This is a genomic window from Parabacteroides sp. ZJ-118, from assembly GCF_011038785.1.
Classification (GTDB): domain Bacteria; phylum Bacteroidota; class Bacteroidia; order Bacteroidales; family Tannerellaceae; genus Parabacteroides.
Genome location: NZ_JAAKDT010000002.1, coordinates 119,914 through 134,642 on the forward strand (window position 1 = coordinate 119,914; position 14,729 = coordinate 134,642).

Annotated in this window: 12 protein-coding genes; 4 read left to right on the forward strand and 8 right to left on the reverse strand. The window is 48.6% G+C overall.

Annotation, left to right across the window (positions count from 1 at the left end; translation table 11 throughout):
• The first annotated feature begins 49 nt into the window (after positions 1-49).
• The gene (gene nudC, locus G7Y39_RS01370) at positions 50-823 is read left to right on the forward strand and encodes an NAD(+) diphosphatase (protein ID WP_165154323.1); all 774 of its coding nucleotides are present in this window, start codon (positions 50-52) and stop codon (positions 821-823) included.
• Here the strand turns inward: nudC and G7Y39_RS01375 are convergent.
• The 4 genes from G7Y39_RS01375 to G7Y39_RS01390 form a co-directional block, all read right to left on the reverse strand.
• Positions 776-3,049 carry an ATP-binding protein gene (locus tag G7Y39_RS01375; protein ID WP_241159937.1) on the reverse strand — a complete coding sequence of 758 codons (2,274 nt, stop codon included), beginning with the start codon at positions 3,047-3,049 and terminating at the stop codon, positions 776-778. The two genes, nudC and G7Y39_RS01375, sit on opposite strands and share 48 nt — an antisense overlap.
• Positions 3,050-3,159: 110 nt before the next feature.
• On the reverse strand, positions 3,160-3,477 hold the full coding sequence (gene trxA / locus G7Y39_RS01380; protein WP_165154325.1) for a thioredoxin: 318 nt from the start codon (positions 3,475-3,477) through the stop codon (positions 3,160-3,162).
• 89 nt (positions 3,478-3,566) lie between these two features.
• Positions 3,567-7,370, reverse strand: coding sequence for a DNA polymerase III subunit alpha (dnaE, locus tag G7Y39_RS01385; RefSeq protein WP_165154327.1), 3,804 nt, complete (start codon positions 7,368-7,370; stop codon positions 3,567-3,569).
• A gap of 222 nt (positions 7,371-7,592) precedes the next feature.
• Positions 7,593-8,663 (reverse strand): nitronate monooxygenase family protein, encoded by a 1,071-nt coding sequence (locus tag G7Y39_RS01390; RefSeq protein WP_165154329.1) that lies wholly within the window; start codon positions 8,661-8,663, stop codon positions 7,593-7,595.
• A gap of 248 nt (positions 8,664-8,911) precedes the next feature.
• Here G7Y39_RS01390 and G7Y39_RS01395 point away from each other — a divergent pair, with 248 nt between their 5' ends.
• Positions 8,912-10,198, forward strand: a complete 1,287-nt coding sequence (locus G7Y39_RS01395) for a hypothetical protein (protein ID WP_165154331.1) — start codon at positions 8,912-8,914, stop codon at positions 10,196-10,198.
• Positions 10,199-10,283: 85 nt separating this feature from the next.
• On the forward strand, positions 10,284-11,102 hold the full coding sequence (locus G7Y39_RS01400) for a PstS family phosphate ABC transporter substrate-binding protein (RefSeq protein WP_165154333.1): 819 nt from the start codon (positions 10,284-10,286) through the stop codon (positions 11,100-11,102).
• 95 nt (positions 11,103-11,197) lie between these two features.
• On the opposite strand, the gene G7Y39_RS01405 is transcribed toward G7Y39_RS01400, so the two are convergent.
• The gene (locus G7Y39_RS01405) at positions 11,198-11,977 is read right to left on the reverse strand and encodes a UDP-2,3-diacylglucosamine diphosphatase (protein ID WP_165154335.1); all 780 of its coding nucleotides are present in this window, start codon (positions 11,975-11,977) and stop codon (positions 11,198-11,200) included.
• Positions 11,974-12,291, reverse strand: coding sequence for a metal-sulfur cluster assembly factor (locus G7Y39_RS01410; protein ID WP_165154346.1), 318 nt, complete (start codon positions 12,289-12,291; stop codon positions 11,974-11,976). Before G7Y39_RS01410 ends, G7Y39_RS01405 begins: the two co-directional genes overlap by 4 nt.
• Positions 12,292-12,491: 200 nt before the next feature.
• Between G7Y39_RS01410 and G7Y39_RS01415 the strand changes: the two genes are divergently transcribed.
• The gene (locus G7Y39_RS01415; protein ID WP_165154348.1) at positions 12,492-13,247 is read left to right on the forward strand and encodes a porin family protein; all 756 of its coding nucleotides are present in this window, start codon (positions 12,492-12,494) and stop codon (positions 13,245-13,247) included.
• 16 nt (positions 13,248-13,263) lie between these two features.
• Here the strand turns inward: G7Y39_RS01415 and radC are convergent, their stop codons facing one another.
• Both radC and efp read right to left on the reverse strand, forming a co-directional pair.
• Positions 13,264-13,968, reverse strand: coding sequence for a DNA repair protein RadC (gene radC / locus G7Y39_RS01420; RefSeq protein ID WP_165154350.1), 705 nt, complete (start codon positions 13,966-13,968; stop codon positions 13,264-13,266).
• 84 nt (positions 13,969-14,052) lie between these two features.
• Positions 14,053-14,619, reverse strand: coding sequence for an elongation factor P (gene efp, locus G7Y39_RS01425; protein WP_165154352.1), 567 nt, complete (start codon positions 14,617-14,619; stop codon positions 14,053-14,055).
• Positions 14,620-14,729 lie beyond the last annotated feature (110 nt).

The window sequence follows — 14,729 nt, forward strand, 5'->3', positions numbered from 1 at the left end:
AAGTTTGCGGGTGTTTTTAAATACAGAAAGATAATTCGGAAATATCAGCATGGAAACTTCACATAAACCCTGTTATTGGTTCCTTTTTTATAAAGACCAGCTATTGCTTCAAAAAGAAAATGATACGTATACCATCCCCTATGGTGAGAATCCCCCTGTTTCGGTTTCTCACACGCTGGAGGTTGATTACCGGGATGGCTTTTCCGCACGTACGGCAGAGCTGGATACTCCGGTGGAGGATATGGATCGTTACGTACATATGGGATTGCGCGCCTCTTGGGATCATATCTCGAAAGCGTGTTACGAGAAGGCAGGCAAGGCTTATCAATTGCTTTATTGGGATAGCCATAGTCGTTTTTGTCCGGTATGCGGTACTCCCACCGTGCAGACTACACCGATCGCAAAACAATGCCCTTCTTGCGAACACGAGATTTATCCGACAATCTCGGCGGCGATGATCGTCTTGATCCGTAAGGAGGATTCGATTCTTTTGGTACATGCCCGTAATTTCCGGGGAACTTTCCATGGATTAGTGGCCGGATTCTTAGAGGTTGGCGAGACCTTGGAGGAGTGCGTACGCCGGGAGGTCCGTGAGGAAACGGGTTTAGAGGTCGATAATATCACTTATTTCGGAAACCAACCATGGCCTTATCCGAGTGGCTTGATGGTTGGCTTTGTAGCGGATTATGTAAGTGGGGAAATTAAGTTGCAGGATGAGGAACTAAGTTCGGGTGCCTTCTATACCAAAGACAACCTGCCGGAGATCCCCCGTAAGTTAAGCTTGGCCCGTAAGCTGATCGATTGGTGGTTGGATCACCAATGAATAGGGCAACGTAAACCAGAATGTAGAACCTTCCCCTAACTCGGATTCCACTCCTATATTCCCGCCCAAACGCTTGACAATCGTCTCGCAGATCGATAACCCCAGACCCGTCCCTTGCACAAAGCTATTTAACTTGACGAAACGGGTGAAAACTTGATCGATCTTATCCTTGGCGATGCCGCATCCCGTATCTTTCACATAGAAATACAACCCATCGTCTCTACGGCGATAGCCAAACAGGATACTGCCTTGAGCCGTGAACTTGATGGCATTGTTGATAAAGTTCATAAGGACTTGGGAAACACGGTTACGGTCAGTCCGTAAGATACAATTCGGGATCTTCTCGACGAAGCATACCTGCACACCCTCCGCCGCTTTCAGACGGGAAGTGTGTTCGATATCGGAGAATAGTTGATTGATATCTACGTCTGAATCCACGAATTCCAACGTACCCGCCTCTATCTTGGCCAGATCAAGAATATCATTGATCAATTGCAATAACAGGTCGTTGTTGCTATTAATGATATTGATATATTCCTCTTTATCTTCTGTATTATCAGTTACGGCCAATAATTCGGAGAAGCCAACGATCGCATTCAACGGCGTGCGAATCTCATGACTCATATTCGCCAAGAACGCAGATTTCAAACGATCAGACTCTTCTGCTTTTTCTTTCGCTTTCCTCAGTTCGTTCTCCACCTGTTTTTGCTTTGTCACGTCTTCTTTCTTGCAGATAACCCCGATAAGGTTGTCGTGCTCGTCAAATACAGGGTTCACCAAAGTATGAAGATACTTCCCATCACCCAGCCCATTCGTGATATCAACCTGCTCTTTGGTTTCCATGGCCTTTACGACCGAGCAACGGGTACAATAAGGCTTTACCCCGTTCTTGACCAAGAAGCAATTAGCCGTCCCGAATTCAGGGATACAGTCATGGAACTCTACCTCATTTCTCCATTTTACGGTATAATCCGGCTTGATGAAATAGATGGAAGCCTGGATGTTGTTCATGATTAGTATATTATCCTTCTGTAGATCCAATAACTTATCCTTCATCTTATTGGCTCGAATCAGGAAGATTAATATCATGATCAGGAAAATAAGCAATACGGTAATTACGCTTAGTAAGATCTCGAACCTGTATATGGAGAATAGGCTCGGGACCTCATTGATAATGGTAGCATCGTGCGGCAATGACAGTCTGCTGATATCAAAAGCCTTGATCTTTGAAGCATCGAACACATATCCATTGGGGATGATTTTGGGATGGATATCTTTGAGGGCGGTTCTCTTCTCCAATATGCTTAAAGCCTCTTTCGCCAAATCGGAACCGATAGACCTGTATTTGGGCCCAAAACCTCCAATGGCCCAGTGCCCTATGCCGGCGGATGCCAATGTGAATGTCGGAATCTTGGGATTAGCGGTCATCATCGTATACGTGGCATTTCCGACATAATACTCATCGTTAACATCTACACGCCATGTGCCGATCAATATCACGGTCTGCTCCGGCAGATTCTTGATCTGGTCTACGATGGTGTAGATGTTATTCCTTCTTCCATCCAGTAAGATCAGGTTCAGGCCCTTGATAGTTTCCATTTCCTTTTTTACCAGGGTTTGCATAGCCAAACCTCCGTAGGTATTATCGGTGATTAATGCTATATTTTGAGTTTGGGGATATAGCTTATGTATTAACCGGATGTTTTCTTTTACGTCATAAGAGTACAAGAATCCGCCAAGGTGTAAACCTTTGTCTACGTACTCTTGGATATCGATGTATTTCGGATCCCATTCGGCGACATTCAAATCCGAGTCGGGCAATAAGATCGCGTTCTTGCTGACCATACCGCATAAAACCGGTATATTCGGTCTATCGTCTTGGGAGATATAAGAAGCCCATGCCTCCTGGCCTAAGATGATGATAAGCCGAGGGGCATCGTTCCCTTCATATTTAGCCAATATATCTCTCATCCGATCGTCCCATAAGGGGGCTTCCGGCAGGCTTTTGCAGTTCATGTTCTCGATAACTACCGGCGAGGTACCACCTATCCGCTTATATTCCTCCATAAATTCAGAAATATTGGCGACCATATTACGTGTATCGGGATTGTATGAGCTGATGATTAAAATAGGGTCTGCATTATCTGCAGCGTATAAGTGGAAAGAAAAGACCAAGCTCAACACGATAAAAAGTACGAATCGTATGTAGTTCCTTAACAATGTCATTCTTTTCTTACGGATTCATGTGTTTATTTGTAATTGGGCCTTGAGAGCAGTAGTACTGTATTGACCAAGCAATATATACCCACTTAGCCAAGTAAGTACTACTACGTTTCTTACTTTAGTAGTGCCTCGATCTTTTCCACGAACTTATCCTTAGCCGTAGCGCCTACTACTTTATCAGTCATCTTACCATCTTTAAAGAAAAGAACGGTAGGAATGTTGCGGATACCGAATTGTCCGACTACATCGTCATTCTCGTCAACGTTCATTTTACCGATCGTCACACGACCTTCGTACTCGGTTGCCAATTCATCAATGATAGGAGAAACCATGCGGCAAGGGCCACACCACTCTGCCCAAAAATCAAGGACCATGGGCTTTCCGGAGTTCACCAACTCCTCGAAATTAGCGTCTGTAATCTGTAGTGCCATTTTGAATTACGTATTATTTAAGTATGAATTATAATCTATAGCGATTGTTATGACGTCAAAAGTACAAATTCTTTCAGCGTCGTACAACTTTAACCGTTAATTTTAAAATCGATATTCTCGTTCTCCTGTAAAAAGTCCACCAGCTCGCGTGTCACGTTCAAGCGGATATTGTGGGAGAAAAGATTCAGGGAGATGTTGTGCTCCCCATCAACCACTCTAAAATATAACAAGCTATGACCCGGATTGTTCTTGATCAATGCCGAGAGTTCATTGATCGTCGGCTCGTCCAGATCATGGATCGGGACCGTGATGCTGATTTTCTCGATCAGCTTGTCTTTCTCGTCTTGCAAAAGGCTGATGGAACCAATCTTAAAATCCGGTTTATTGGAATTCCAACGGCTAGGCTCTACACGGGCGGCGATCAAGAGATACATTCCGATTTTACCATATTTGTTATATTCGATATAATCCTGCCCGAAGAGAGGGATCTCGCCACCGCCCGTGAAATCCTCGATCTTCAAGATACCGTAAGGCTTTCCGTTCTTGGTCATTCCTTCCCGGAAACCGGTGACGATACCACCTAATAAAACCTCCCGGCCTTGTAAGGTTTCCCGCTCGTTAAGTTCGATCATGCCGGTATTGCACACATATTCTAATATGATACGGTATTCATCCAACGGGTGGGCGGATAAATAAATACCGACCAACTCCTTCTCTTTATTCAGACGTTCGAGATCGCTCCAACGCTCGCATTGCGGGATCTCCGGTTTCGCGATAGCGATCAAGTCGTCTCCACCGAATAAAGAGTTGGCTGCAGTGCTTTTATCCATCTGATATTTGTTACCATAGCGAACCAAGGTATCCAAGAATAATTCCCCTTTCCCATTGTCGGCGAAGAATTGCTCGCGCCGGATACCGAAGTTATCGAACGCTCCGGCCAGCGCCAGGGATTCTATGTTTTTCTTATTGCAAGCGGTCAAGCTCACCCGTTCAACGAAATCGAAGATACTTTTGTATGGGCCGTCCTTTTTGCGCTCCTCTATGATATTTTGTACGGCGGACTCACCTACGCCTTTCACGGCGCCCAGCCCGAAGCGGATGTTCTTGTCCCTATCTACGCTGAACTTCAAGATCGACTCGTTCACATCCGGTCCCAATACCTGAATACCCATCGCTTTACATTCATCCATGAACTTCGTGATATCCGTGATATTGGATAAGCTTCGGCTCAAGACGGCGGACATATACTCGGACGGGAAGTTCGCCTTCAGATAAGCGGTCTGATAAGCCACCCATGAATAACAAGTAGCGTGACTCTTATTGAAAGCGTACGAGGCGAACTTCTCCCAGTCAGACCAGATCTTGTTTAAGATTTCTTCTTTATAGCCGTTGGTTTGACCGCCAGCCATAAATTTAGACTTTAAGTGGTTCATCTTCTCGATCAACTTCTTACCCATCGCCTTACGTAAAGCATCACTTTCGCCGCGCGTGAAGTTGGCGAGCAAACGGGACAGAAGCATGACTTGTTCCTGATAGACCGTAATACCATAGGTGTCTTTCAGGTAACGCTCCATGACGGGAATATCGTACACGATCTCCTCCTTACCCTGTTTACGGGCGATGAAAGAAGGGATGTAATCCATTGGACCCGGGCGATACAGGGCGTTCATGGCGATCAAGTCCTCGAATTTGGAAGGTTGCAACTCCCTCAAATACTTTTGCATACCGGCGGACTCGAACTGGAATGTACCGGTGGTCTTTCCATCGCAATACAATTTATAAGTCTTGGGATCTTCCAGACTGATATGGTCGATATCCAGATCTTCTCCGGTAGTCAGTTTCACGTTCTCGATCGCCTCCTTGATGATAGACAAGGTCTTCAAGCCCAAGAAGTCCATTTTGATCAATCCGGTTTCCTCGATCACAGAACCCTCGTATTGGGTAACCAGCATCTCCTCGCCGGTATCCTTGTCTTTCGCCGTACTGACAGGTACGACATCCGATATATCATAACGTCCGATGATGACACCGCAGGCGTGCACACCCGTGTTACGGACATTGCCTTCCAGCATCTGGGCATATTTCAAGGTATCCCGCGCCAGCGGATCATTTCCGTTAGCCGCCTCTTTTAGTTCCGGCACATACTTGATGGCGTCGCCCAATTTGAACTTCTTCATGTCGGGGATCTTATCCGGAACCAGTTTGGCCAATCGGTTCGCTTCAGCCAACGGTAATTTCTGTACCCGGGCGACATCCTTGATCGCTGACTTGGTAGCCATCGTACCATAGGTGATGATATGAGCCACACGCTCGGCGCCGTATTTCTCCGTTACCCAGCGTAATACCTCGCCGCGGCCATCATCATCGAAGTCGGTATCGATATCGGGAAGGGAAATACGATCCGGGTTCAAGAAACGCTCGAACAGGAGGTCGTATTTGATCGGGTCGATCTTGGTGATCCCCAGGCAATAGGCTACGGCAGATCCGGCAGCCGAACCACGTCCCGGTCCTACCGATACACCGAGTTCCTCGCGAGCGGCCCGGATGAAATCCTGCACGATCAAGAAGTAGCCGGGGAAACCCATGGTCTTCATGATATGCAACTCGAAGTTCAGACGCTCCTTCACTTCATCGTTCAAGGGGTCTCCGTAAAGCTTCTTGGCGCCGTCGTAGGTCAATTTCGCCAAATAGTCGGCTTCCAGCTTGATGCGGTATAGTTTGTCGTATCCACCTAATTTCTTGATTTTTGAGTGCGCCTCTTCCTCGCCTAATACGACATTACCATTCTCGTCCCGGGTGAATTCCTCGAATAAATCACGCTCTGTCAATTTCCGGCGGTAGGACTCCTCGGTACCGAACTCCTCGGGAATGGCGAAAGTCGGCATGATAGGGCCGCTATCGATCGAGTAGAATTCCACCTTGTTGGCTATCTCGAGCGTATTACTCAAAGCTTCGGGGATATCGGCGAAGATGGTGTTCATCTCGGCGGTTGTCTTCATCCATTCTTGCTTGGAGTAGCGCATACGCTTGGGGTCGTCCAGGTCTTTGCCGGTACTAAGGCAGATCAGGCGGTCGTGGGCCTCAGCGTCGTCGGCATTGACGAAATGGATATCGTTGGTGGCGATTAGCTTGATATTATGTTTGCGGGCAAGTCCGATCAATACCTTGTTCACCTCTTGTTGATGTGGGTAAATCGTGCGATCGGCGTTCGGGTCGTGTGTCTCGTGCCGTTGCATCTCAAGGTAATAGTCTTCTCCGAATAAGTTTTTGAACCATTTGACAGACTCTTCAGCCTTATCGATTCGTCCGTGCATGATATGCTGCGGAATCTCCCCGCCTAAACAGGCGGAGCAGACGATCAGATCCTCATGGTATTTCTCCAACAACTCTTTGTCGATACGCGGACGTCCGTAGAATCCTTCCGTCCATGAGAGGGATACCATCTTGATCAGGTTTTTATATCCGTTCTTGTTTTTGGCCAGAACGATTAAGTGCCAGCCGCTACGGTCGTCTTGCGAGGCCAGCTTGCTATGCCTTCCATTGCGTGCGCAATAACATTCGCACCCGATGATCGGCTTGAAGATGGAAGCTTTCGCTTCGGCGATTTGTTTTTGCAGTTCCGTTATCCTTTGTTGTTCCTCATCGGTTGGAGCCTCCTTGGCGAGCAGCGGTTTTAGTTCTTTCTCGGAGTCCTTGATGACTCCTTGCGGCTTGCTGTTCTTTTTGCTAACCTTATTGAAAAACTCCTTGATACCGAACATAACGCCGTGGTCTGTCACGGCGATCGCACGCATTCCGTCTTTGTACGCTTTGTCGATCAATGCGTCGATGGATGCCTGTCCGTCCAGTAAGGAATACTGGGTATGTACGTGTAAATGAATAAACGGTTCCATATTGGTGCATATTGAAATGAGCGTATAAAGGTAGGAAATATTTTTTAGTACAGGAGGTGTTGTTCGGCTTTTAAAAAAACGTACGTGTTTTTGAGCGGTATTAATGGCCAAAGTACTAGTAAGTACTCTGGTGCCGCGAGGGCGAATAGGCCGGCAAAAAATAGGCCCCGGCCGGCGGTTCGTCCAGTCGGGGCTTTATTCGATTGTTTGTCTCGTCGTTGCTTATAGCTTCGCTTTCCATTCATTCATCAACTCGGCGATGGTTTCCCGTACCGAGGTGATCTTATTCGCTCGCCAGGCGTTGGTGCCGGCGAAGGCGTATCCCTTCTCGAAATTGCCTTTGAAAGCGTTGTACAAGGCGGTGACGATACAGTACGGGCTGCGTGATATATCGCACGTCTTGATACAGTTGAAGGGGCAAGCTTTCGGCTGCTTGATTCCCGCCTTCACTTTCTCGAGGAAACGGCAATGGATGGCTCGTCCGGGCATACCGACGGGGCTTTTAATGATCTCTATATCCTTCTCCTCGGCCTGTATATAGGTCTGTTTGAAGGCTTCCGAGGCGTCGCATTCCGCAGTGGTGACGAACCGGGTCCCTAACTGAACGCCCGATGCTCCAAGGTTCATCATGCGTTTGATATCTTCACCCGTGTAAATGCCTCCTGCTGCGATTACCGGGATCTTTTTGTCGTATTTTCGCTCGAAATGAGAGACTTCCTCCACGACTTGGGGTAGCAGCTCTTCCAATGCGAAATGTCGGTCCTCCAGCTGGTTTTCCTTATATCCCAAATGTCCACCCGCTTTCGGCCCTTCCAGTACCACGGCGTCCGGAAGATAATCGTAGTTATTCTTCCATTTCTCGCAGATGATACGTACGGCACGTGCGCTGGAAACGATGGGAACCAGTTTGGTGACGCTATCTTTCTTGAGGAAAGAGGGTAAGTCCAAAGGCAGTCCGGCACCGCTGAAAATGATGTCTACCTTTTCCGCTATACTGGTTTTCACCAGTTCGGCGAAGTCGGAAAGAGCTACCATTACGTTTACGCCGATGATACCTTTCGCCTTCTCCCGAGCCTTGCGGATCTCTTCCGCTAGCCCGAGATTCCCCGCTTCCGTATAATTGCCGGGTGACAATTTCCTGTATAAGAGTCCGAGACCGGCTGCGGAGATAACGCCGATCCCACCTTCATACGCGACGGCCGAGGCTAAGCCGGAAAGAGAGATACCTACGCCCATCCCGCCTTGGATGATTGGAATACGAGCCTTTAGGTCTCCGATTGTTAATGTATTCATTAAAAAAATAAATAAGAGTGTTTCAAAAATCGAGGCAAAGGTAGCACAATATCCCGATAAATGTGCAAAATGGAGTTTAATTATCGCGCAAATATTCCAATCGTGTGCAATGTATTGGAGCGAACCGATTATTTTATGTAAATTCGCCCCCTAGATCATCCGGCAAGACGATCTGTAATAGGATCGCAACGCATGTGAAATAGAGGCGTTGTAACTTTGCGCCGCAAATATAGTTTTTATAGTTAGGAATGAGATTAGGAAAAGTTATAGCGCTCATGTTCGCGCTGCTTCCTTCGGTTATGGGAGCGCAGGAGGCGGATCGGCCGTTGGAAAAACGGATCGATTCCTTGGCTACGGAGGTGACCGCTTTGGATCAGGTCGTCCGGAAGCTAAGCAAATTCAAGGTCTCCGCTTATATCCAGGGACAATACCAATATGGACAGGAGGCGGCGGCCTTGAAGGTGGGCGATAAGAACGAGAACTCGGACAAAGGGTTTAACCGGATCGGTATCCGCCGGGGGCGTATGAAGTTCGAGTACAATGATGGGATCGGGACGGGCGCTGTACAGATCGAGGTGAATGACAAGGGCGTAAGTTTCCGCGATCTGTATATCGGGATCAAGGATCCTTGGACGAAGCGTAGCCGGTTGATGGTCGGCGTGTTCAACCGCCCTTTCGGCTATGAGGTATGTTATTCCACGAGCGCTCTCGAATCTCCGGAGCGGGCGACTATTATCCAGTATTTCTTCCCGGATGAGCGCGACTTGGGCGCGATGCTTACCCTGCGTACCAAGACCACCAGTCCGTTGAGTTTCTTGCGATTGGATGCCGGCCTGTTTGCCGGAAACAGCATCAACCGGGATACGGATAGCCGGAAAGACTTCATCGGGCGTCTGGGTGCCGAGAAGGCGATAGGCGATTGGGGAAAATGGGGAGCCGGTTTCTCTTATTATCATGGTTTCGTCTACAACCCGACTGCCGAGGCGTATGAGATGCGCGGCAAGCGTTTCGTCAAGCTGGATCGGGGAGAGACGGGTACTTATATGAAGCGCCGGTATTTGGGCCTGGACGCTCAGTTCAGCTTCCTTTCATCGCTGGGAAAGACTACCCTTCGTGCGGAAGGTTTGATCGGCATCCAACCCGGTATCGCCGGAAGCAGTAAAAGCCCGAACTACGGTTCCCGGCCGGAGAACCTACCGGAGAACGCCCTGTTCAAGCGCCCTTTCCTCGGCTACTTTTTCTATTTGATACAAGACATAGGCGTTTCTCCCTTCTCCGGCGTATTGAAATATGACACTTACGATCCGAATACGGAGGTGAGCGGCCATGCGGTCGGGGCGGAAAACAGCTTCACCTCGAAGACCGACTTGGCGCAGAGCACGATAGGTATCGGCGCGATCTATCGTTTCAACCGACACATCCGTCTGCAGGTTTACTACGAGCTCAACCTCAATGAGAAAAGCAGCCTCGTGAAGGGGTACGAGACCGACCGGAAGGATAACGTATTGACCGTCCGTCTTCAATACAAGTTTTGATTCACCGGATTGTAATACCTGTTTCATCCCGTTGAAATACCAAAGTATTTATTTTGTCTCGTAAATAAAAGATAAATACAAAGGAATGAAGAAGACGATTTTATTAGCTGCCGTGGCAGCCTGTTTGTTCGCTACGAATGTGTTTGCCCAGAAGATAAAGGGTAGCGATACTTGTTTGCCTCTTACTCAGACTGAAGCCGAGAATTTCATGAATAAAAACAAAGCCGCCAAGATCACGGTGACGGGGGGGGGCTCCGGCGTGGGTATCTCCGCCTTGCTGGAGGGTACGACGGACATCGCGATGGCTTCCCGTAAGATGAAATTTGATGAGCGTATGAAGTTGCAAGAGGCCGGAAAGAAGACAAAGGAGGAGGTGATCGCCTATGACGCCCTGGCTGTAGTCGTGCATCCTTCCAACCGAGTGTCGAACCTGACCCGGGAGCAATTGGAGGGCATCTTTACCGGCAAGATCAAGAACTGGAAAGAGGTGGGTGGCGCGGATATGAAGATCGTGGCCTATTCCCGCGAGACCTCTTCCGGAACCTACGAGTTCTTCAAGGAGAGCGTGTTGAAAAACAAGAACTATATGAACGGTATCTTGAGCATGCCGGCTACGGGCGCCATTATCCAGAGCGTGAGCCAGACGAAAGGAGCCATCGGCTATGTAGGCCTGGCTTATTTGAACCGGGAGGTGAAACCGATCCATGTATCGTACGATGCCGGAAAATCTTACGTGGAGCCTTCTGCGGAGAACGCGCGGAACAAGACCTATCCGATTGTCCGTCCGTTGTTCTACTACTACGAGACGAAGAACGCCTCTAAAGTGCGACCGTTCATCGATTACGTAATGTCGGCCGAAGGACAGGCGACGGTGAAGCAGGTCGGCTATATCCCGGTAAAGTAAGCCGATAGTCCCCGGGCAGCGTTGTATGATGTGATCATACAGTACTGTATAAGGTGATCATACAACGTTGTCCCATGGGTTGGGACAGCGTTGTCTTATTTATTGGGACAAGCTTGTCCGTCTGTCTCCTCCAAGAACTGATCCAGATATAGCTTCTCGCCGTCCCATACGATGTAAGAGAAGTATCGCATCCAATCCCCGGCTATCAGGATGCGGGAGGTACGGCTGAGCATCAAGTCCAGCAGGATGTGGCGATGGCCGAAAATGAAGAAGTTGATGTCGGGATGCACCTTCAGGTATTCCTTGGCGAAGGTGACCATATATTCGGCCTCCTCGCCTTGATACGTCTGGGCCTCTTGCTTCTCCAGCCCGCTCTTCCGGCTGTTGAGCGACCAGCCCAAGGCGAATCCGAACGTCCAGCGAGGATGGATACCCGCGTAGAGCCATTGACAGAACCTGTTCCGGAAGACTGACCGGATCAGGCGGAAGGCCTTGCTCCGGAAATCCACCTCATCGCCATGCCCGAGAAAGAAACGTTTCCCCAATAAATCGACCGTCAAGGTATCCCGATGGATGATGGCGCCGATCTCTTTCGGTAAGTAGTCGAACATCCAGATATCGTGGTTGCCGGTAAAGATATGGATCTCTATGCCGCTGTCCGCCAACTCGGCCAGCTTCCCCAAAAAACGCACGTGACCTTTCGGTACGACATATTTGTATTCGTACCAATAGTCGAATAGATCCCCCAGGAACCAAATGGCGGACGCGTCTTCCCGGATGCTGTCCAGCCAACGCACCAGTTTCTTCTCGATGGCCAAAGGATCTTTGTGAAAACGGGCTCCTAGATGCGCGTCTGAGGCGAAATATATCTTCATAGAAAACCGAGTTCCAATTTAGCCTCCTCCGTCATCATCTCCTTGTCCCATTCCGGCTCGAAGACGAGGTTTACCTCTACGTTGTTCACTCCGTCGACTGTCTCCACCTTCATACGGACATCTTCCAATAGGAAATCGGCAGCCGGGCAGTTCGGGGCGGTGAGGGTCATATCGATGCGTACGTTCTTTTCCGCGTCGATATCTACTTTATAGATAAGGCCGAGATCGTATACGTTTACGGGTATTTCCGGGTCGTATACCGTCTTCAGCATAGCGACGATCGCTTCTTCTGTTTGGAGAAATTCGTTGTTCATTTTCTTTTATACGTTCGTGAATCCTGTACTGAGCTGCAAACTTACGAAATAGTTGAGAGTTGGCGATGCTTATTTGAGACTATTAACGCTTGTGTCCGTAGGGAAGGTTTAAAGAAAAAAGAGGGAGGGAGGAGTAGGGGTTTTGGCCGTCGCGCTTGTCTTGTAGATACAAAACATCCTTATAAAAATAGATGAGAGATATGAAAAAGTTGATTCTGTTAGTGGCCGCGGCCCTAAGTAGTGTAGTGGTGAATGCCCAGTCTCGTTGGTCGGTTACGCCGGAAGCCGGTCTGACCGTGAACAAGGAGAATGAGGGGAAAAGTGAGACAACCTTGGGATTCAAGGTCGGTGCCGGAGTATTGTACCAGATAAAGGAGGCGCGAGGAAACAGACCCTCTTTTGGCCTGAAGTCCGGCTTGTATCTGTTGATGCAAAAGGGAGATCTGCATACCTGGAATGACGGGTACAATTATCATGGCTATCAAAATGAGTTTTATCCTGGGGGCTATGGTCAAGCTGTTATGGGCGGTGAGGGAGGCAAGCATACCGTCGGGGTTAGTGCCGGCGAGATGACGCGTTATAACCTGCAATTACCTGTCATGGCGCATTGGGGATTTAATCTTTGCGATGATGTCCGTTTGAATCTGGCGGTAGGTCCGTATGTGGCGGTTGCGTTAGGGGGTACCGTGTCGGTCTTTCAGACCTTGGATAATAAGGTAGACTATAGTCATGACTATGATTTCAACCCCTTTAAGGAGAAGAAGCTGGACAATGGCATTACGCTGAAAGGCGCTCCCCGTTTCGATTGGGGAGGTACGTCCTCGGTGGGTGTCGAGGTGAGACGCGTCTCTTTCCAGATCGGCTATGATTTGGCTTTGGGCAAATACCATAAGGATCAGAATGATCTCCGGATCCGTAACCACCAAGTGAGCTTTACGTTCGGATATACGTTCTGATCCCTTCCGGCGGAGGTTAGCGAAGCTTGCCTTCGTCCGCGTAACTGTAATAGATTCCATCGGCCAAGATTATGTGATCCAATAAGATAAGATCCACGATCTTGGCCGCTTTTTGTACCTGCTCGGTCAGCGTGTCGTCTTGCCGGCTGGGCCGGATGTTTCCGGAGGGGTGGTTATGGCAGAGGATGAATCCGGTAGCGGTTTCCATCAATGCGGTTTTCAGGATGAGGCGAATGTCGGCGGCGGAAGAATTGATACCGCCTTGACTGATTTTGCATTTCTTCAGTATCCGGTTGGCCGGATTGGTGAGTATGATCCATAGCTCTTCGTAGGGTAGGTCTCGCAATTCAGCTTGCAGCGACAGATACGCATCCTTGCTGCTACGTATCTGCTTCGCTTGAAGACCCTCGGAGGCTCCCCGTCGTTTCCCCAACTCCAAGGCGGCGCATATGGCGACGGCTTTTGCCTCGCCGATTCCCTTGAAGCAGGTCGTAAGCTGCTTGACAGAAAGCTTGGCCAGCTTATTCAGATCGTTGTTTACGGAGTGAAGTATCCGTTGAGCGAGTTGTACGGCTGTCTCCTTGTTGTTTCCGGAGCCGATCAGTATGGCGATCAATTCGGCGTCGCTCAACGCGGTAGCGCCTTTTTGAAGCATTTTCTCGCGGGGCCTGTCTTCTTCGGCCCATTCCTTGATGGAAAGTCTTTTCGTTGTTTCTCTCATAGTCGGGAATGGTTTAGATGAGGTTAAAAAACGGTTCCCGCCTGCTTGTCAAGCGGGAACCGTATATTTTTGACAAGAGCGGGATTACTCGCGGATGCGGCCTACGTAAGAGCCATCGGTCGTATTGATCTCAATGATCTCGCCTTCGTTGATGAACAACGGGACGCGAACCTCCGCGCCCGTCTCTACGGTCGCCGGTTTCAAGGTGTTAGTAGCGGTGTCGCCTTTAACGCCCGGTTCCGTGTAAGTAACTTTTAACTGAACCTTGACAGGCATGTCGGCGAAAAGAACCGTGTCGGTAGACGCGTCAGAGACAACGTCCACGATTTCTCCCTCTTTCATGAAATCAACACCGTTGATCAGGTTCTTGTCGATGATCACGTCGTCGAATGTCTCTTGGTTCATGAAATGATAATGATCGCCTTCCGTATAAGTGAACTGATACGGGCGACGTTCTACACGTACATCTTCCAGCTTCTCGCCGATGTTGAAGCGACGCTCGATCTGACCGCCTTTTACGACATCTTTTAATGTCGTACGCATGATGGTGTTACCTTTACCCGGTTTTACGTGAAGGAAATCGACGCAGAAATAGAGTTTTCCGTCCAAACGGATACAAGTTCCTTTCTTAATGTCTTGTGAATTGATCATATTTATTTTCTTTATTTATGGATGTTATAGAGTAATCCTTGATAATATTCGCGTGCAAAAGTAGTATATTCCTGTTAAAGTAGCAAAAAGTTTTGCGTATTTATATGGAA

Coding starts and splice junctions, on each gene's coding strand:
- G7Y39_RS01395 (WP_165154331.1), top strand. CDS start 8,912: ATGAGATTAGGAAAAGTTATAGCGCTCATGTTCGCGCTGCTTCCTTCG.
- radC (WP_165154350.1), bottom strand. CDS start 13,968: ATGAGAGAAACAACGAAAAGACTTTCCATCAAGGAATGGGCCGAAGAA.
- G7Y39_RS01410 (WP_165154346.1), bottom strand. CDS start 12,291: ATGAACAACGAATTTCTCCAAACAGAAGAAGCGATCGTCGCTATGCTG.
- trxA (WP_165154325.1), bottom strand. CDS start 3,477: ATGGCACTACAGATTACAGACGCTAATTTCGAGGAGTTGGTGAACTCC.
- G7Y39_RS01415 (WP_165154348.1), top strand. CDS start 12,492: ATGAAAAAGTTGATTCTGTTAGTGGCCGCGGCCCTAAGTAGTGTAGTG.
- nudC (WP_165154323.1), top strand. CDS start 50: ATGGAAACTTCACATAAACCCTGTTATTGGTTCCTTTTTTATAAAGAC.
- efp (WP_165154352.1), bottom strand. CDS start 14,619: ATGATCAATTCACAAGACATTAAGAAAGGAACTTGTATCCGTTTGGAC.
- dnaE (WP_165154327.1), bottom strand. CDS start 7,370: ATGGAACCGTTTATTCATTTACACGTACATACCCAGTATTCCTTACTG.
- G7Y39_RS01400 (WP_165154333.1), top strand. CDS start 10,284: ATGAAGAAGACGATTTTATTAGCTGCCGTGGCAGCCTGTTTGTTCGCT.
- G7Y39_RS01390 (WP_165154329.1), bottom strand. CDS start 8,663: ATGAATACATTAACAATCGGAGACCTAAAGGCTCGTATTCCAATCATC.
- G7Y39_RS01405 (WP_165154335.1), bottom strand. CDS start 11,977: ATGAAGATATATTTCGCCTCAGACGCGCATCTAGGAGCCCGTTTTCAC.
- G7Y39_RS01375 (WP_241159937.1), bottom strand. CDS start 3,049: ATGACATTGTTAAGGAACTACATACGATTCGTACTTTTTATCGTGTTG.